Raw genomic sequence first — 18,211 nt, forward strand, 5'->3', positions numbered from 1 at the left:
AGGGTGTATATCGATGACCATGACAGGTTCCGCCCAGATCTGGGCTCCCGTTGTCGCGCAACTCTCCGAGGCTGCGCTGCTACTTGATGCTGACGATTGCCTGATCACGGCAAGTGGCGTAATCCAGACAGCACTCGACCCTGACAGCCTCTTGCCTGGTCGGCCCGTGCGTCAGATCCTCGGGTTGCCCGAACAAGCAACCCTGAGCGGAACCATCACCTTTTCATTTGGTGATTGCGAGTGTGAATTAGCGCTCCAGCCAGTACCACTCTATGATACTCAGGGTAACTTTGACGGCACCCTGCTGATCCTCAAGGGATGGCTGGTCGAGCAAGCAGTCTATGCCCGTGAGCATAACCTTCGTGAAGTCTCACTTATTATCAGTAGCGCCCTCGATATAGACCAGATCCTCGAACAGGTTGTCTGCCTCTCGATTGATCTGCTCAAGGCTGATGCAGGCTCGATGCCGATCTATGATCGCCAGCGCGATCGGCTATTGCCAAGCTATGTCTTTGGCATCACGGCACCTATTCTCAAGCAACCGGTGCATCGTGGCACCGGGATCATCTGGGAGATGATTGATACGGGCCAGCCCTTCCTCAATAATAGATATGCCGCCGAGCCGCGAGCTATTCCTGAATTGCTCGCCCAGGGCGTCTGGAGCGTGATTGCAGTGCCCATTATAGCCAGCAATCAGATCATGGGCACCCTAAACCTTTATCGGACGACCAATAAAACTCCTTTCAACGAACGTGATCTCGAACTACTCGAGATTATTAGCCGCCAGGCAGGGGTTGCGCTGCAAAATGCACGCCGCTACCATGCCGTGGTGCGCGAGTCCGAGCGGCGTGCCCTGCTCTACAAGGCAAGTCTCAGTTTCGGCGCAGCCGCCGATCTTGAACAACTCTATGTTGCCATCCACGAAGCGATCACCGAGCTGGTTGCCTGTGATATCTGTACCATCGTGCACTTTGATCGGGCCACACGCGAACTAGAGTATGTCTATCTTGTCCAGCAAGAGGAACGAGTAGCGGTCTTTCGCCAATGCCTCGACCAGAGTCTGCTCAGCTATATCGTGCAAACCGGCATGGCCTTGCGCATTACCAGCAGTGCCGCGATGACCGAGCAGGTACCGCTCACCGAGCCAAGAACGGTCATTGAGCATCCCTCGGGTTCGTTGCTTGCGGTGGCCTTGCAGGTTGGGGAAACAACCATTGGGGCCCTGAGTATTCGTTCACTCGAGCCCAATATGTATGATGCGAGTGACCTGACCACCATCGAGACACTGGCCGCCACTGCCGCCATCGCGATGCAAAAGGCCTATCTCTTCAACCAGGTGGAAGCGCTCGCCACCATTGATGAATTGACCGGGATCGCGAATCGACGTTACTTTTTTGAAGAGGCTCGCTACGAGCTTGAACGAGCGATGCGCTATAAACGCCCGGTGAGCCTGCTGATGCTTGACGCCGATTATTTCAAGCAGATCAACGACACCTATGGCCATAGCATAGGCGACGAGGTGTTGCAACATATTGCGGCACGCTGCAAAACAACCCTGCGCGAGGTTGATGTCTTTGGACGCTATGGCGGCGAAGAGTTTCTTGTGCTGATGCCCGAAACGGATCTCGCCCATGCGGGCATCGCCGGTGACCGCTTGCGCCAGGTTATCGCCAGCCAACCCATTCTGACCGCAGCCGGGCCAGTCGCAACCAGTATCAGTGTCGGCGTCGCCTCATTTGACGTTGGCATCACCGGAACCATTGAACTCTTGCTTGACCAAGCCGATAAAGCCCTCTATGAAGCCAAAAATGCCGGGCGCAACCAGACCTACTATTACCGCGACGCCTGATCGTACGTGTTCACCCTTCTCCAAGGAAACGCAAGGTGTCCGTATCATCCATCAGGTTCGTAGACCTTCATTCAACGTAAGCAGATCTTCACCGAACAACGCGCTGTAGGTCGTATAATCACTGCCAGTGTGTCGCCTACCGAACGTGTTACGACATCATATCTTTACGTGCCGTAGTGTGCGGCATAACAGATGATCAGGAGTTGCAACGATGCACAATTTTCTTCGCAAAGCTGGCTATGTCCTCGCGAATATGGTCGTCATGGTCATTTTGCATGGCAACAGCAAGCAGTTCTGGCCAAAAATTCCCTACCTCAGCCTCCGCAACGAGGGTACTCCCGAGCATATGCGGCTCCTCTTGCATACTACGACTATCGTTACCGCAGGCGAAGCCCTGATCGGCCAGATGCCACGCGAGCGGTGGCTCCCACGCGCAATTGTGCTCGGGTTGATCCCCGCTTCACTCCCCCTCTTGCTCTTCTTTGGGCAAAAGGTTCTGCGCCTGCAGGGTCAGGCCGCCGAGGTCTACAATCTAGCCCTGGTGCCGATCCTGCCCATTGCTTCAACCCTCCTCGAAGATGCGATCACTGGCTCGCTCGCCACGATTGACCACGCCCCCGAAGATCAGGCTGATTATTCACACCTCGTATAAGCTATGGCGGTTCAGATCACAGAAGGACAGCAGGGCTGTCCTTCTGTGATCTGAACATCTGTGATCTGCGGTAGCCCTGCTCAAGTCGAGACCGCCGCCTGCACGGCGGCAATGATCTTGCGATACCCGGTGCAGCGACACAGATTGCCACTCAACGCGGCCTGGATCTGCGCCAGATCCGGGGTAGGATGTTCGTTGAGGAGTTTCGCCCCGGCCATCAGCATCCCCGGGATACAGTAGCCACACTGAACCGCACCCTCGGCAATAAAGCTCGCTTGCAAGGGGTGAAAAAGCTGGCCGTCAGGGGCTGTCGCCGCCAACCCTTCGATCGTCGTGACGTGACGCCCATGCGACTGACCGGCAGGCACCAGGCAACTCATCACCGCTTGCCCGTCAAGCCAGACGGTACACGCACCACATTCGCCTTCGGCACACCCCTCTTTGGTGCCTGTTTGCTGCATATCTTCCCGCAAGGCGTCAAGCAGGGTTTTGTGCGGCGAGAAGCGCACCGCTCTTCCGTTCACGATCGCCTCGACCTGCGCAAGCGGAACCAGCGGTTCCCCGCTGGTCGCCACTGGTTCTGGGGCCACGGTGCTCAACAAAACCGGCGAGGCAGGCCAGTCAGCCGCATGCGTACCGGTCGCTAGCCGCTCCAGCGCACGCTCAACGAGGCCGACCACGACGGTGCGGCGATACGCAGCCGAACCACGGACATCGTCAATCGGAGCCATCGCCTGCAAGGTCAGCCGAGCCACGCCTGGCATCTGGTCACGCTGCAATGGTTGACCCGCAAGCGCTGCTTCGGCGGCAGTGGCCCGCACAATCGTCGGGGCGACACAGCCGAGCGCGATCTTCGCGCTGGTAACAACTAGCCCTTGCTCATCAAGCGGGGCCACCAGGTCAAGCACAACCGCCACATTGACCACGGCTATCGCTTGCGCACGCCGCAACCCAAGCTTGAGAAACACGCCCCGCTGATGCGGCGCGAGCATCGGCACGCGCACTTCGCGCAGCAGTTCACCGGGACGCAACACGGTGCGTCGGACACCGGTATAAAACGCCTCGATTGGGATCAGACGCTCGCCATCACGTCCACATACCACCAACTCAGCCCCAAGGGCCGTCAGCGCCGTAATCGTATCATTGGCCGGCGAAGCCGTGACCAGATTGCCGACAACCGTCCCACGCGCCCGGATCTGCGGCGCACCAACCTCAAGACACGCCTGCGCCAGCGGCAACGCCCTGTGCACACAAAGCGCCGAAGCCACAATATCGTTGTGCGTCGCCAGGGCACCGATCCGCACCTGGCCCGCCTCTTCGCGCACGTAACGCAGCGCCTCGATCCGGGTCAAATCAACCAAAGTTGTCGTCGGGCGCACCCCGTGATCCAGTTCAACCAGAACATCGGTGCCACCGGCAATCACCCGTGCCTCGGGCAGCGAGGCGACCAGGGCCAGCGCCTCATCAAGCGTGTGCGGCTGATAGTAGGTCTTCCACATAAGCTTTGTCTCTACGCATGGCTGAGGGCAGCCAGGCTATGGGCAAGCACCGCCACGCCCTGGCCAATCTGATCAAGATCGCTATACTCGTCAGAACGATGGCTAATACCGCCACGACTCGGAATAAAGATCATCGCCGTCGGGCAGATGCGGGCCATAAAGAGGCTATCATGATAGGCACGACTGATCATGATCAGCCGGGGGAGACCGATGCGATCACACACCTTGATGATCGTCTCGACCACCGCCGGATCACAGGTAGCAGGCGGGTCGGCATTGAGTTCAATCAGATCATAGGTGACGTGACGACGGGCACAGATTGCTTCGGTCGAAGCCTTGATCGCCTGCAATACCTGGTCGCGGCGTTCAAGGTCAATATCGCGCACATCAATCTCAAGGGTCGCCACATTCGGGATCGCATTGACGGCACCAGGACCAATCGTAAAAATGCCAGTGGTTGCAACCGTATCGCGGCTTCCCGTGCCAAGGGCGGCAGCTTCAACCGCCAGCGCCAGTTCAGCCCCGGCCAGCAGCGCATCGCGCCGCTCGAGCATCAGGACAGATCCGGCATGACCACTCTGCCCTCTAATCACGACGCGCAGCGCTGCTGGTGCGGCGATCGCCCGTACCACCCCGATCGGCAGGCCCTCAACTTCCAACAAAGGCCCCTGCTCAATATGCAATTCAACAAACGCACCATAAGCCCCAGGTGCCAGCGCAACCACTTCGAGCGGTGCTGTAAAACCAGCGCTGGTTCGCCATTCATCGAGGCTCCGTCCCTGCCCATCACGCAACTGGCGCAACTGGTCAGGCGTAAGCGCCCCGATCATCGCCCGACTGCCCAGACATCCCAAGCCAAACCGGGTCGGTTCTTCACTCGTAAAGAGGATCATTTCCAGCGAGCGCCGAGGCTGAAAGCCCGCCCGCCGCAGCGCGCGCAAAGCTTCAAGCGCCCCAACGACGCCCACGGTACCATCAAAACGGCCTGCATGGGGCAGCGCATCAATATGCGAACCACTCGCGACCGCAGGCAAGTCGGGGTCACTCCCGGGCCAGCGGGCAAAGAGATTGCCCAGGCCATCTTCGCGCACAACCAGACCGGCCTCGTCACACTGCTGACGCAGATAGGCCCGCGCACGCAGATCAGCCGGGCCATAGACCAGACGGGTCACACCCGGAGGTTCATCATCTGAATAGGCCGCCAGCGCGTCGAGATCAGCCCCGAGCGCCTGTGCATCAATAATCAGTTCCATATGGCTACTCGAAAAAAGGTGATGCCAGCGCTATTGTAACACAGGCTTCTACTTTGACCTAGCGCACCGCATCGGTTCCCAGCACCACCACCACCGGCGCAGTGCTCGCCACACCTTCGGGCAGTGGCCCATTCACCAGACGCGCCTTGAGCGTCTGAGCCACACGACGGCTTGTTGTCGGCGCACCGCCTGTATGATACACCCTGGTCTGTTCACCAACAAGGGGGGCATTTGCTGCGGGAAGCATACGGAAGCCCGCTTGCTCGAGATCGAGGCTGACCAGACGAGCCAGGCCAGGCACATCAGTGCCATTAAAGACCTGCACATCGACTTCTTCGACCACTTCAACTGGGCGTTGCTGCCAGGCATCAAGCAAACCTTGAACCGCCGCCTGATCCCAGATCAGGTTCGTCCCATTGGTTGCGGCAAGGTGCGCAGGGCCAAGCCCAAACTGCCCAATTGCGCCAGGCTCAACCGTCGCCGCCAGACTCGCCAGCGCAAACAATACATCGAGGCGCGCCACCGGCAACGTTGTCACCACTGGCGGAATCCCATCACCGCTGCCATCAACCGCGCGCACCAGGGCCGGCAACGTCACGACCTGCCCAAGCACACCGCGCTCACGCACTTCCTGCAGGATCGCCTGCACAACCTGCTGTTGGCGCTGCGCCCGGCCAAAGTCGCTATCCTGATGGCGCGTACGCGCATAGATCAGCGCCGTGGCTCCATCCATCTTTTGCGGCCCCGGGGCAAACTCGACGCGCATCACCCCAAAATCATCAGTTGGATACGCTTCATCAACCAGGCGCGCAGGGACATCAATCATGACCCCACCGAGCGCATCAATGATCTGGGCAAAGCCAGCAAAGTTGACCGTCGCCACAAAATCAACCCGCATGTTGCGCTCACGCAACTGCAACAACGCCTCGACTGTCTCGGCGGCCAGTGCCATCCCGCCCTGCTGCGGCGTGGTGGCGTCACCGTAGAGACGGGTCGCCCCGGCGTAGCCCTGTCCATAAGCGGCATTGATCTTGGTGACATCGAGGCCCACCGCCGGAATGGCAACCTGACTATCACGCGGTATCGAGAGCAATGATACCCAGCGCCCCGCCGGATCAAGCCGAGCCAGCATCAAGGTATCGCCACGAACCCCCTCTTGCGGGAAGCCTGGGCGCTCGTCGGTGCCAATGATCAGCAGATTCGCCCCCATCAGCGGTGAGGCAAGCGGCGCATTGGGGCGGGCATCGGGCACCGTTATCGCCTGCGACAGGCTGAAAATCTGCCAGTAGATCACCCCGACCACCAGCAGCACCAACCCAAGCCCCAGACCGAGCCACAGCCGCACACGCGACCAGAAGGTAGGGCGAGGTGGACGCGACTGCGCCGGTTGAGCGACACGTTGCTGGCGTTCGGGTAACACTGTTGTTTGCTTGCTCATAGGTGCTATTGTAGCAGATCCATGCTGAAGGCAAGCCAACAATCAGGTGATAGTGCCCTGCAGAGCCTGCGCAACATCAATCGTTTCGCCCCAGATACGCCACAGGGCCGGGCGGATCAAGGCGGGGTCACCAGTGGTAAAGGCCTGCACCCGCCCCGAACCAGGCGCAAGATCGAGCTTTGCCACCACACGGGCCGTCTGGGCTGCCACGGCCGGGCCAGTATCAATCAGCGTAGCCTCAGGGGCCACCGTCGCGATCACCGGGGCCAGCGGCGGAAAGTGGGTACACCCGAGGACAAACGTATCCACCCCATCAGCAAGCAAAGGGGCCACATAGCCGCGCACAACTGCCTCGGCATCATCGCCGCGTAATAACCCTGCCTCGACCAGATCAACCATCGCCGGACACGCGACGGTACGCACCGTTACCCCATGCGCAAATTGCTCGACGAGGCGGCCAAAACGGTCGCCCTGCAGCGTCCCACTCGTCGCCAGCACAGCCACCTTGCCCGTCCGGGTAGCCGCAACCGCCGGCTTGATCCCCGGTTCCATGCCCACAACCGGCACCTCAAGGGTCGTGCGCAACACGTCGAGGGCCGCCGAACTCGCCGTATTGCATGCCACAACGATGACTGCCGCCCCGTGGGCAACAAGCCAGCGGGCACAAAACAACGCCCGTTCGCGCACCTGCGCGGTGGCAAGCGGACCATACGGGCAATAGGCACTATCGGCGAGATAAATGAGATCGTGCCTCGGCAGCACCGCACGCACCGCACGAGCCACCGACAGGCCACCCAGACCCGAGTCAAAGAGACCAATCATCGCCATCAGTTCTGACAGGCAGCCACAAAACCCTCAAAGAGACGCAACCAACGTGGCTCGGCCTGCTGCCAGAGATGCTCGGGATGGCACTGCACACCAACAACAAAAGGCTCACCGACCCCTTCGACCGCTTCGATCACCCCATCAGGCGCATGCCCAACGATCCGCAGGTCAGGCGGCACGACCTTCAACGCCTGATGATGCATCGTATTTGCAAGGACCTCGGTCGTTTGCAATTGCCGGGCCAGCCAGCTATCGGTGGCAAGGTGCAACGGATGTCCAAGGACATCATAGGTTCGCAGGTGGGTATTGTAGCGATGGTCAAGGCTAGCGGGCAACTGACTCGGGATATCCTGGTAGAGCGAGCCGCCAAAGGCCACGTTCAAGACCTGAATGCCCCGGCAGATCCCCAACAGCGGTTTGCCATCTTCGCGGCACCACCCGGCGAGCGCGAGTTCCACCGCATCACGCTGCACATCGACCAGGCCAAGCTCGGGGAGCGGCGACTCACCGTAGCGCATGGGGGCGACATCCTCCCCACCCGGCAACAGAATGCCGATACACTGCTCGTAGAGTATCCGCACCAGATCAAGGTTATCGGTGAGATGAATCAGCAATGGCACGGCCCCGGCAGCCTCCAGCGAACGGAGGTACTGTGGGCGCACGGCCATCAGCGGGCCACCACTGGCAGCCGTATCATTCATACATGTGACGCCAATGATTGGTCGTCTCATACCATGCAATCCTTATGTTCAGGCAGCAAGCGCCGGCACCTGGCGCGTAGCACGACAACGAGCGACAAACGCCGCAAAAACTGCCTGCCAACGCGGATCAGCGTGCGCCTGCAGCGCCTCGGGGTGACACTGCACGCCAAGGACAAAGGCCTCCCCGGTACCCTCCAACGCCTCGACCACCCCATCGGGTGCCCAGCCAACCGGACGCAAGCCCGCGCCAATGGTGCGCACCGCCTGATGATGCAACGAATTGATCGCCAGTTGCTCGGTGCCAAGCAGATAGGCCAGTTGCGAATCAGGGGCCAGGTGCAACTCGTGGGCCATGTGGGTCCAATCTTCACGCGCATACGAGATATCGTGCTGCAAATCCGTGATCAACTCCGAGGGAATATCCTGATAGAGCGTCCCACCACGGGCGACATTGAGCACCTGAATACCCCGGCAGATCCCGAGCACCGGCTTGCCCTCGGCGAGCGCCCAGCGAGCCAGGGGCATCTCGGCCCCATCACGGAGCGGATCAAGCAAGCCCAATTTTTCATGGGGCTCGGCACCATACAACGCAGGTGAGAGATCGCCCCCACCAGCCAGAAGCAATCCATCTAACTGATCGTACAGGGTGCGCAAGACGTGCTCGTCTTGCACGGGCGGAATCAGCAGCGGAGCGCCACCCGCCTTAAGCACCGCATCAACATAGGTCTGACGATGGCCGAATGACGGCGGGCACCAAGCCCGGTCGTGAAACGTGCCACACGAAATGCCAATGAGAGGCTGCATACTGCTTGTTCCTCCTCCATCTGCCACAGCAGATAACGCTGCCCCACAGGGCGGAATAGATCAATATCTGCTTATTATACCATTTTATGCGTAGCAGCAACGGCAGGCAGGATAAAGCTAAACGTTGAGCCAACCCCGACCTCACTCGTCACCCAGATCTGCCCCCCGAGCAATTCAACCAGTGGGCGTGTCAACGCAAGGCCGAGACCCGCGCCCCCTACCTCGACTTTCAGCGGATTTTCGGCACGGTAAAACCGGTCAAAGATCCGGGGAAGATCGGTGGGGGCCATCCCCACCCCGGTATCGGTAATGCGCAAGAGATTATACGGTTGCGCCTGGGGCACGCGATCACGCACCTCGACAGGAAGTTCGGCAAGCGTGGCTTCCAGGGCTTCGACATGGATCTGCCCACCAGGGGGCGTGTATTTAATCGCATTGTTCAAGAGGTGGTACAACACCTGGTGCAGGCAATGCGCATCAGCACGCACCAGCGGCAAGTGCGGGGCAATCGTAATCGTCAGGCTATGCCCACGCTCACGGAGCGGCTCCTTCAACTCGGCCATCACCCCACTCAAGACCTGGGCCAGATGCAACAAACGCCACTCGAGCTCGACACTCCCCGCTTCAATCCGGGTCAGATCGAGCACGTCATTGATCAGATTGATCATATGCTGCGTATGTTTATCAACCGTCGTGACAAACTCGCGTTGGGTCGCATTGAGAGCCCCGATTTCATCCATTGCGAGCAACTGCGTAAACCCCTTGATCGCGGTCATCGGGGTTCGCAACTCGTGTGACATCGTGCCAATGAACTCATTCTTCATCTGATCGGCTTCGACCTCACGCGTGACATCACGCAGCACCAGCAACGCCCCGATCAACGTATTCATCTCGGTCAACACAGGCCCGAGCAACAGGTGCAGCGTACGTACCCCGAGTTTGATACTCGCCATAAATCGTCGCGGCTGCGCATCCTCGCTCAACGGATGTTCGAGCAACTCAATCAGCGGCAATTCGTGGGTTCGTTCGCCCATATAGCGCATCAGGATCTCGTGCAGATTCCAGAGCAGCAGTTCTTCAATACTCCGATGCAACATCGCCGCCGCCGCTGGATTCGCGACCAGAATCCGGCCAGACAGGTCACAGACAATCACGCCATCACTGAGACTCTGCAGGATCGCCTGAATCTGGGTCGCTTCTTTCTCCTGGCGATCAAGTAACTCAAAGCGGCGAGCGGCTTCCTCACTAATCATTGCAAAGAGATTGGCATTCTTGACGGCAACCGCAATCGAACCGGCGGTTGCATTGAGCATCCGCAAATGATCTTCCTGGAAAAAGCCCACCTGGCGGTGCGACAGACTCAGCACACCCAACACCTCATCCTGAACCACCAGTGGGACAGCGATCATCGCACCTTCACGTCGCCGTGTAAACAACCCCGGAACCGAAACCCAGCGTGCATCCTGGCTAATATCATCAATCACCACCCCGGCACAATGTTCGGCGACCCAACCTGCAATGCCAACCCCAATCGGGAAACGCAAATAGTTTTTGGGGTCACCAATAACCCCGAGCACGGCCCGCGTCACCATCAAACTACTATCATCGGGCTCCACCAGCATAATCGATCCATGCTCGGCATGCGTCAACTCGGCCAGCAGTTGCAACGACGTTGCCAGCAACGCATCGAGGTCGAGGGTCCGACTCACTTCGGTCGAGATTTGATAGATCGTCGCAAGGCGATTCTTCTCGTCTTCCAGTTCACGGGTACGGTCAGCCACCCGTCGCTCGAGATCCTTGTTCAGGATCCGTAGTTCACTATAGAGCATCGCATTTTGCAAGGCAATCGCCGTCTGGCTGACAATGCTCTGGATCAGATCCTGTTGCATACGGATCTGATTAAATGGATCGGGATCTTGCAGCACAACCAGTGCCACAACCTGTTCATTGGCGATCATGGGCAACACCAAGACGCCACAAGCCGGGTGTAACCATCGGCATGGGCAACCGACCTCGGGCACGGGCAGAAACTGATTCTGCCGTGTCTGCCAGGCCTGGACGATCAGATCGTCTGATTGCGTCACAGCAACCTGATGATCCTCCCCAGCCTCGGCCAACGGTTCAGAACGCTGCCGCAACACGAGCATCGTGCCATACGCATCAGTCACAGGCTGCCACAGAGCAATATGGGCAATTGCCGTCAAGTGCTGAAGATTCTGGATCAACCGATCAATCAACTGATGCTCTTCAAGCGTCAGTGAGAGTTGACGTGAAATAACATTCAGCGCCTGGAGTTGCAGCGTCTGCCGATCAGCAGACGCCGAGGCTGCATCGAGGCGTTCGGCAATAAATTCGTGCTCATGGATCAACTCGCGCTTGGTCGCTGACCACTGCTCAGTCGCACAGAGCAGCACATCGTCAAAGAGCGCATCGAGCGCCGCGAAGAGATCAAAGACCATCTTTAGTTCTGCGACTGTGGCCCGCACCCGCTCAGACGTGATCCGGCGCACCTGCTGCACAAACTGAAGCACCGTCGTCAGTTCAAACGACGTCTCGTTCTGCGTAAAGAAGGCCGTCAGTTGTGCCGTAAAGGGTGCCCGGTCACCAGTTGCGGCAAGCACAGCTGTTGTGTAGAACGTCGCCAGATCAAGCTGTTGAGGAGAGGAAGCAGCCCCCGCAACCGGGTTCTGATCAACGGCCCCTGTGTCTTCAGGTGGCACCAGATGCGCCAACACCTCATACCAGCGTGGTAACAGGGTATCACGCTCTTGCTCAAGCCAGGTTGCGAGGGTACCATCCATGTCAACTTACTCGGTGATACGAATGACAACCACCGTTACATCGTCATTCTCTTTGCCATACTTCGCGAGAATCAGATCAGCCAACTGCTGTGACGGGCGATGGCGCTCAACACAGGCATCAAGCTGAAAACTATTCTCTACCCCATCACTATACAGAACGAAGGTGTCGCCGAAATTGTAGGTATAATCGAACCTGAGCAACGTAGGGAGGCGATGACCAACAATGCCATTTTTAGAGATTGGCTTGATAGGGGTCTGACTATCCACCTGCACACCAATGTTGCCAACCCCCACAAAGCTCAAATGGCGTGCGAGCAAGTCAAAGGTCACCAGGGCCATCACGACCCCACGTGTACCGTGAATAGCCGTATGCACCTGCTTGAAGAGCGTGATCGGATCGCTTCCAGGTTTAGCGCAAAGCACTGCTGCAGCGCCAAGCGACGCGGCAGAAGCATGCACACCACCGCCCAGCCCATCAATCACCGCAACCTGCAAACCGTGAGGCTCAAAGGTTTCAAGCACATACGTATCACCACTCACGCTCTGACCAAGCTTTGGGCGCAGCGCAGCACCCCAATCTACTTGCATGCACGTCTTCCTTGCCAACGCATCCCGGCGCAGCACACAATTCGCTCTCTATGCCATTATAACACCCGCTGTGACGAGTGCCGATAGCCGGCGGTGCGCTAAAAACCCTTGTATGTGCTGACGAAAACGGCCAGCGAAGCTGGTCGTTTTCGTCAGCACATACAAGATTCTTAGGGCTTCAAGATACCGCAACAGGCGCTTCAAGCATAATCGTCACGGGGCCATCGTTCACCAGGGCCACCTGCATCATCGCACCAAAACGCCCCATCGCGACCGTCAGACCAAGCGCACGCAGCGCTTCGGCATAGACATCAACGAGTGGTTGCGCTATCTCAGGGGGAGCAGCCCGCACAAAACTGGGGCGACGCCCCTTGCGCGTATCGGCATAGAGGGTAAACTGCGAAACGACGAGCACACTCCCGCCGATCTCCTGCACCGAATGGTTAAACTTCCCTGCGGCATCACTGAAGATACGCAGGCCTGCCGTCTTATCGGCAAGAAGGTGCGCCTCGGCGGGGCCATCGCCTTGCCCAACCCCAAGCAAAATCAGCAAACCGGGGCCAATCGCCCCAACTACGCTTCCTTCCACCGTCACCGAAGCCTCTGAAACCCGTTGAATCAGCGCGCGCATAGTCTCTTCTCATCTAGCTTGCGGTTGTCTCCTCAACCACCGTCGCAAAGACCAGCCGTCCCGACTGGGTTTGATGCAAGCGGGTCACAAGCACCTCGGTCGTCTGGCCGATCAAATGGCGAGCATCTTCAACAATCACCGGGGTACCATCATCAAGATAGCCCACCCCTTGTTGCCGAGAATTGCCTTCATTGCGGATCAGCACGCGCAGGCGCTGATCCTGGATCACCAGCGAACGAACCGCTTCGCTCAACACATTGAGGCTGAGCACCTTAACCCCCTGGAGGGCAGCGACCTTATTCAGATTGAAATCATTGGTAATAATAGGACAATTGTACTGACGAGCGAGGGCAACCAGCTTATCATCGACTCGCTGCAGATCTTCGACATCGACATTGACAACCTCAATGGGCAAGGGCGCGTGGTGTTGCATCTCATTGAGCAACTCAAGCCCACGACGACCCTTGCTTCGCCGCAGATCGTCGGCCGAGTCGGCCAGTTGCTGCAATTCAGCGAGCACAAAGATCGGTACCAGCAGCGTCCCATCAAGAAAACCAGTGCGCGTCACCGCATCAATACGGCCATCAATAATCGCACTCGTATCAAGGAGGAGCCGTCGCTGGGGAGGCGCTTCAGGGGTTGTTGGCAATGCGGTTGACGCAATCGAACGACGCCACCCCTCTTTGAGCAACTCGCCCAGATCGTGACGACGGGCCGCAAAGACAGCCCCCCCAAGATAGGCCAGGAGCGACGCTGAAATCACAGGCAAGATCTGATTAAAGGGTGATGGCAAACTCGCCAGCGGAAAGGTCAGCAGAGCCGCAATAAAGAGACCAAGCACCACCCCAGTACCCACAGCAAGGAGATCTGGCAACGGAACGTAGCGCAACCGACGCAAAAGATCTTTCAAAGGGTCGATCGTCAGACGTGGCGTCACCAGCAGGCCCAACCCTGCCCCGGCAAGGGTGAGCAACTGGGTGGCAAAGATCTCCGATTCATTGGGCACTGGGCTAGAGAGCGACGTACCCACGTACCATCCGAAATATCCGAGCCCCAGCATGCCAACAATGCGTACCAGGAAATTCAAACTGACTTTCATCTGGAGCGATTCTACACCCGTATCAGGCGTGTGCAAGCAAATCAACCACCTCGGTCAACGAGCGTGCAGGCGTCACGGTCAGGCCACTTACCTGACCAAGTTGGGCCGTAGCGGGAACAATTGCCCTTGTAAACCCGAGTTTGGCCGCCTCAACGAGACGACGTTCGAGTTGACTAGAGGTGCGCAATTCGCCAGACAAGCCTATTTCACCCACCAGCACCAGATCGGGGTCAATCCGCTGATTACGATACGACGAAGCAATTGCCAGCGCAACGGCGAGATCGGCGGCAGGCTCGGTAATCCGCAACCCACCGACCACATTGACATAGAGATCCTGATTAAAAAGGGGCAAACCCACCCGTTTGGTCAAAACGGCGGCAAGCATCAAGAGACGATTCAGGTCAAACCCATTCGTCGTCCGGCGCGGTTGCGCACTCCCCGTCGTCGACGTTAACGCCTGGATCTCGACGAGCAGCGGGCGCGTCCCCTCCATCATCACGGCCACGGTCGAGCCAGGGCTATTGAGGCTCCGCTCGGCAAGAAAGATCAGCGAGGGATTCGGCACCTCTTGCATGCCCTGGCCGCCCATTTCAAAGACCCCGACTTCATTCGTCGAGCCGAAGCGATTTTTGACCCCACGGAGGAGGCGGTACTGATGAAAACGATCACCCTCAAGATAGAGCACGACATCAACAATATGTTCGAGCACACGGGGACCGGCAATGGCCCCCTCTTTCGTCACATGGCCGACAAGAAAGATGGGCACCCCCAACTCTTTCGCCAATTGCATCAAGCGCAGCGCCCCCTCGCGAACCTGGCTCACACTCCCGGCGGCACTGGTCAACGCTTCGAGGTAGACCGTTTGAATCGAGTCAACAATCACCAGACCGGGGCGCAGAGTGCGGATCTGGTCAAGAATGACATCGAGCGACGTCTCCGAATAGACAAAAAGTTCATCCCCCTGCAACGCGAGGCGTTCGACGCGCAATTTAATCTGCTGAGCCGACTCTTCGGCACTGACATAGAGCGCCGAGCCGGTGGTCGCCGCAAAATGGGCCGCCACCTGGGTCAACAGCGTACTCTTGCCTACTCCTGGATCGCCGCCAATCAAGACGATCGAACCAGGCACCAGGCCGCCACCGAGCACCCGGGAGAACTCTTCGGCGTAGACCGGCAAACGCTGGAACCCTCCGGCGGGCACATCACGCAAGCGCACAGGGCGCACCCCGGCACTGCCACTCTCGCGTCCACCGCTACGATTTGTCGATCTAATTTCAGTCTGCTCAACAAGGCTATCCCAGGTGTCACAATCAGGACATTTTCCCATCCACCTTGACTGCTGCGCACCACACTGTTGACAGACAAAAATGGTTCGTGGTTTTGCCATAGGTCGATTATACCACGCACTATCGTGTGTTGAATTGAGTTCAAAGTTTGTTTGAAACGACTTGAGATGCGACAAAACCCGCCAGCAACGCTAGCAGGTTTTGTCGCACCCCAGGTCGTTTGCCGAGGTACAGCTACTCAACCAAGGCCGGGCTCTCTTCGGGATGGGCTTCAGTGGCACCATTTTCCCCATCGATCTGGCGCTGCGAGCGAAGGCGCAACTCCTCGTCGTGGACATCGGCAATAATCGTATCACCTTCGGTGAAGCGTGCATCAAGCACACCCTCGGCAAGGGGATCTTCGATCAGGTTCGTAATAATGCGGCGGAGTGGTCGTGCGCCAAACGCGGGATCATAGCCACGGCGGGCGAGCAAATCGAGCGCATCCTCACGTACCTCAAGCACCATCTGGTGCTCATCAAGCTGGTTCTGCACCCGGCGAAGCATCAACGTCGTAATCTGATGGATCTCTTCGGTGGTCAACGGATGGAAGATGATCGTCGCATCAATCCGGTTCAGGAACTCGGGGCGGAAGAGCACCTTGAGCGCATCATCAACCTTGCGCCGCATATCCATCTGGTCAATCTCATCGGCATTGCCACCGAAACCAATCCGGCTTGCGCGGCGGATATGCTCGGTGCCAACATTCGAGGTCATGATGATGATCGTATTGCGGAAGTCAACCTTGCGGCCCTTGCCATCAGTCAGATTGCCATCTTCGAGCACCTGGAGGAGCAGGTTAAAGGCATCGGGATGGGCCTTCTCGATCTCATCAAAGAGCACCACGCTATAGGGTTTGCGACGCACCGCATCGGTCAACTGACCACCCTCGCCATACCCGACATAGCCTGGAGGCGAGCCGACCAGACGCGAGGTCGTATGGCGTTCCTGGAACTCGGACATATCAATCTTGATGAGACTCTCTTCCGAGCCAAACATAAACTCGGCGAGCGTCTTGGCAAGTTCGGTCTTGCCCACCCCAGTCGGCCCGAGGAAAATAAAGCTCCCGATGGGACGCTTGGGATCTTTGAGGCCAGCGCGGGCACGGCGCACCGCCTTGGAGATCGTCACGATCGCCTCTTGCTGCCCAACAACCCGATTATGGAGGAAATCCTCCATCTGCATCAAACGCATCGTCTCATCGCCCTTGAGGCGCGTCACGGGAATGCCCGTCCACATCCCAACAACTTCAGCAATATCTTCATCGGTGACATAGGGGCGTTCCGCGACCCGCTCATCGCCGCCAGCGGCACCGATATCAGCCTCAATCTGGACAATGCGGTTCTGCATACGCTCTTCGCGCTCGCGGAGATCGGCGGCCAGATCAAACTGCTTATCTTCGAGGGCGGCCTCTTTCTCCTTGCGGAGCGCCTCAAGGCCACGGAGGGCATCACGAAGCTGAGGAGGCGTCGCCGAGCGATACATGCGCACCCGACTGGCAGCCTCATCGATCAAATCGATCGCCTTATCGGGCAACTGGCGGTCGGGCACATAGCGGGCCGAGAGCGCAGCAGCGGCCTTAATCGCCTCATCGCTAATCTGGAGTTGATGGAAATCCTCATAGCGGGACTTGATCCCACGGAGAATCTGCACCGTATCTTCGAGAGACGGCTCATCAACCATCACGGGCTGAAAGCGGCGTTCGAGGGCCGCATCACGCTCGATATACTTACGGTACTCATCGAGCGTCGTTGCCCCAATGGTCTGGAGCTCGCCACGGGAAAGAGCGGGCTTGAGAATATTGGCGGCATCGAGTGTACCCTCAGCCCCACCGGCACCAATAATCGTATGAAATTCATCAATAAAGAGAATGCAGCGGGTCTCTTTAATCTCATCAATCACCCGTTTGAGGCGTTCTTCAAACTGACCACGATATTTCGTCCCAGCGACAAGTGCCCCCATGTCGAGGGTCACCACGCGTTTGCCCTTGATGCTATCGGGAACATCGCCTTGAATAATGCGCTGAGCGAGACCCTCAACAATTGCCGTTTTGCCAACACCGGGTTCACCAATCAACGCCGGATTATTCTTGGTACGGCGCGAAAGGATTTGGATCACGCGCTCAATCTCGTGCTGACGGCCAATAATCGGATCAAGGCGCCCAGCCTCGGCCATCTCGGTCAAATCGGTACCAAGGGCATCGAGGTACGGCGTCTTGGACTGGCGCTGGGCACCCGACTGACTCCCGCCGGCTCCGCGCTGCTCAGGAGCGGTACCAGTGGTTCCGTGCCGCAGGACGCGCATCACCTGATTGCGCACCTGTTCAAGGCTCACGCCCATAATATCGAGCACACCAGTAGCCACACCTTCGCCATTGCGCACGAGGCCAAGGAGCAAATGTTCGGTGCCAATATAGTGATGATAGAGGCGGCCTGCCTCTTCAATGGCATACTTAATCACTTTCTGGGCGCGGGCGGTCAACTCCTGATCGGTAACGGGCGTACCCTCACCTGTCCCAACAATAAACTCAACCGCGCTACGGGCCTGGGCGAGTTTGACCCCCAGATCATCAAGAACGCGTGCGGCAATGCCCTCACTCTCGCGAATCAAACCGAGGAGGATATGCTCGGTCCCGATATACGGGTGGTTAAACGAGCGGGCCTCTTCGTGCGCAAGCTGGAGAACCTGCTTGGCGCGCTTGGTAAACTTACTATAGAGGTCAGACATGGTATTCTCCACTAGCTAT

Annotated in this window: 14 protein-coding genes; 2 read left to right on the forward strand and 12 right to left on the reverse strand. The window is 58.2% G+C overall.

Annotated features, from left to right (window positions below; genetic code table 11):
- Positions 1 to 13 precede the first annotated feature (13 nt).
- Entirely contained in the window at positions 14 to 1,849 is a 1,836-nt protein-coding gene (locus EYB53_RS09815; protein ID WP_167857330.1) for a sensor domain-containing diguanylate cyclase, read from the forward strand.
- 211 nt (positions 1,850 to 2,060) lie between these two features.
- Positions 2,061 to 2,501, forward strand: a complete 441-nt coding sequence (locus EYB53_RS09820; RefSeq protein WP_135478014.1) for a hypothetical protein — start codon at positions 2,061 to 2,063, stop codon at positions 2,499 to 2,501.
- A gap of 80 nt (positions 2,502 to 2,581) precedes the next feature.
- Here EYB53_RS09820 and EYB53_RS09825 read toward each other — a convergent pair whose 3' ends face one another.
- The 12 genes from EYB53_RS09825 to EYB53_RS09880 all read right to left on the reverse strand — a co-directional run bounded on the left by EYB53_RS09825 (position 2,582) and on the right by EYB53_RS09880 (position 18,192).
- A complete protein-coding gene (locus tag EYB53_RS09825; protein ID WP_135478015.1) occupies positions 2,582 to 4,000 on the reverse strand; it encodes an FAD binding domain-containing protein in 1,419 nt (472 codons plus the stop codon).
- Between the two features lie 11 nt (positions 4,001 to 4,011).
- Positions 4,012 to 5,253 carry a M20 family metallo-hydrolase gene (locus tag EYB53_RS09830; protein ID WP_135478016.1) on the reverse strand — a complete coding sequence of 414 codons (1,242 nt, stop codon included), beginning with the start codon at positions 5,251 to 5,253 and terminating at the stop codon, positions 4,012 to 4,014.
- A gap of 58 nt (positions 5,254 to 5,311) precedes the next feature.
- On the reverse strand, positions 5,312 to 6,691 hold the full coding sequence (locus EYB53_RS09835; protein ID WP_135478017.1) for an LCP family protein: 1,380 nt from the start codon (positions 6,689 to 6,691) through the stop codon (positions 5,312 to 5,314).
- Between the two features lie 42 nt (positions 6,692 to 6,733).
- Entirely contained in the window at positions 6,734 to 7,513 is a 780-nt protein-coding gene (gene murI, locus EYB53_RS09840; RefSeq protein ID WP_135478018.1) for a glutamate racemase, read from the reverse strand.
- A gap of 5 nt (positions 7,514 to 7,518) precedes the next feature.
- Positions 7,519 to 8,247: a gamma-glutamyl-gamma-aminobutyrate hydrolase family protein gene (locus EYB53_RS09845; RefSeq protein ID WP_135478019.1), complete on the reverse strand. Its 729-nt coding sequence runs from the start codon at positions 8,245 to 8,247 to the stop codon at positions 7,519 to 7,521.
- Between the two features lie 18 nt (positions 8,248 to 8,265).
- Positions 8,266 to 9,021 (reverse strand): gamma-glutamyl-gamma-aminobutyrate hydrolase family protein, encoded by a 756-nt coding sequence (locus EYB53_RS09850; RefSeq protein WP_135478020.1) that lies wholly within the window; start codon positions 9,019 to 9,021, stop codon positions 8,266 to 8,268.
- A gap of 74 nt (positions 9,022 to 9,095) precedes the next feature.
- The gene (locus EYB53_RS09855) at positions 9,096 to 11,822 is read right to left on the reverse strand and encodes a GAF domain-containing protein (RefSeq protein WP_135478021.1); all 2,727 of its coding nucleotides are present in this window, start codon (positions 11,820 to 11,822) and stop codon (positions 9,096 to 9,098) included.
- A 6-nt stretch (positions 11,823 to 11,828) separates the two neighbouring features.
- Positions 11,829 to 12,410 (reverse strand): SpoIIE family protein phosphatase, encoded by a 582-nt coding sequence (locus EYB53_RS09860; RefSeq protein ID WP_135478022.1) that lies wholly within the window; start codon positions 12,408 to 12,410, stop codon positions 11,829 to 11,831.
- A gap of 178 nt (positions 12,411 to 12,588) precedes the next feature.
- Positions 12,589 to 13,041, reverse strand: a complete 453-nt coding sequence (gene dtd / locus EYB53_RS09865; protein ID WP_135478023.1) for a D-aminoacyl-tRNA deacylase — start codon at positions 13,039 to 13,041, stop codon at positions 12,589 to 12,591.
- Between the two features lie 13 nt (positions 13,042 to 13,054).
- A complete protein-coding gene (locus EYB53_RS09870; RefSeq protein WP_135478024.1) occupies positions 13,055 to 14,140 on the reverse strand; it encodes a PIN/TRAM domain-containing protein in 1,086 nt (361 codons plus the stop codon).
- Positions 14,141 to 14,162: 22 nt separating this feature from the next.
- Complete coding sequence (gene radA / locus EYB53_RS09875) at positions 14,163 to 15,527, reverse strand: DNA repair protein RadA (protein WP_135478025.1); 1,365 nt, start codon at positions 15,525 to 15,527, stop codon at positions 14,163 to 14,165.
- Positions 15,528 to 15,660: 133 nt separating this feature from the next.
- Complete coding sequence (locus tag EYB53_RS09880; protein ID WP_135478026.1) at positions 15,661 to 18,192, reverse strand: ATP-dependent Clp protease ATP-binding subunit; 2,532 nt, start codon at positions 18,190 to 18,192, stop codon at positions 15,661 to 15,663.
- Positions 18,193 to 18,211 lie beyond the last annotated feature (19 nt).

The sequence above is a fragment of the Candidatus Chloroploca mongolica genome (assembly GCF_004762035.2).
Taxonomy (GTDB): Bacteria; Chloroflexota; Chloroflexia; order Chloroflexales; family Chloroflexaceae; genus Chloroploca; species Chloroploca mongolica.

Coding starts and splice junctions, on each gene's coding strand:
- EYB53_RS09850 (WP_135478020.1), bottom strand. CDS start 9,021: ATGCAGCCTCTCATTGGCATTTCGTGTGGCACGTTTCACGACCGGGCT.
- EYB53_RS09815 (WP_167857330.1), top strand. CDS start 14: ATGACCATGACAGGTTCCGCCCAGATCTGGGCTCCCGTTGTCGCGCAA.
- radA (WP_135478025.1), bottom strand. CDS start 15,527: ATGGCAAAACCACGAACCATTTTTGTCTGTCAACAGTGTGGTGCGCAG.
- EYB53_RS09855 (WP_135478021.1), bottom strand. CDS start 11,822: ATGGATGGTACCCTCGCAACCTGGCTTGAGCAAGAGCGTGATACCCTG.
- EYB53_RS09825 (WP_135478015.1), bottom strand. CDS start 4,000: ATGTGGAAGACCTACTATCAGCCGCACACGCTTGATGAGGCGCTGGCC.
- EYB53_RS09830 (WP_135478016.1), bottom strand. CDS start 5,253: ATGGAACTGATTATTGATGCACAGGCGCTCGGGGCTGATCTCGACGCG.
- EYB53_RS09835 (WP_135478017.1), bottom strand. CDS start 6,691: ATGAGCAAGCAAACAACAGTGTTACCCGAACGCCAGCAACGTGTCGCT.
- EYB53_RS09870 (WP_135478024.1), bottom strand. CDS start 14,140: ATGAAAGTCAGTTTGAATTTCCTGGTACGCATTGTTGGCATGCTGGGG.
- EYB53_RS09880 (WP_135478026.1), bottom strand. CDS start 18,192: ATGTCTGACCTCTATAGTAAGTTTACCAAGCGCGCCAAGCAGGTTCTC.
- EYB53_RS09820 (WP_135478014.1), top strand. CDS start 2,061: ATGCACAATTTTCTTCGCAAAGCTGGCTATGTCCTCGCGAATATGGTC.
- dtd (WP_135478023.1), bottom strand. CDS start 13,041: ATGCGCGCGCTGATTCAACGGGTTTCAGAGGCTTCGGTGACGGTGGAA.
- EYB53_RS09860 (WP_135478022.1), bottom strand. CDS start 12,410: ATGCAAGTAGATTGGGGTGCTGCGCTGCGCCCAAAGCTTGGTCAGAGC.
- murI (WP_135478018.1), bottom strand. CDS start 7,513: ATGATTGGTCTCTTTGACTCGGGTCTGGGTGGCCTGTCGGTGGCTCGT.
- EYB53_RS09845 (WP_135478019.1), bottom strand. CDS start 8,247: ATGAGACGACCAATCATTGGCGTCACATGTATGAATGATACGGCTGCC.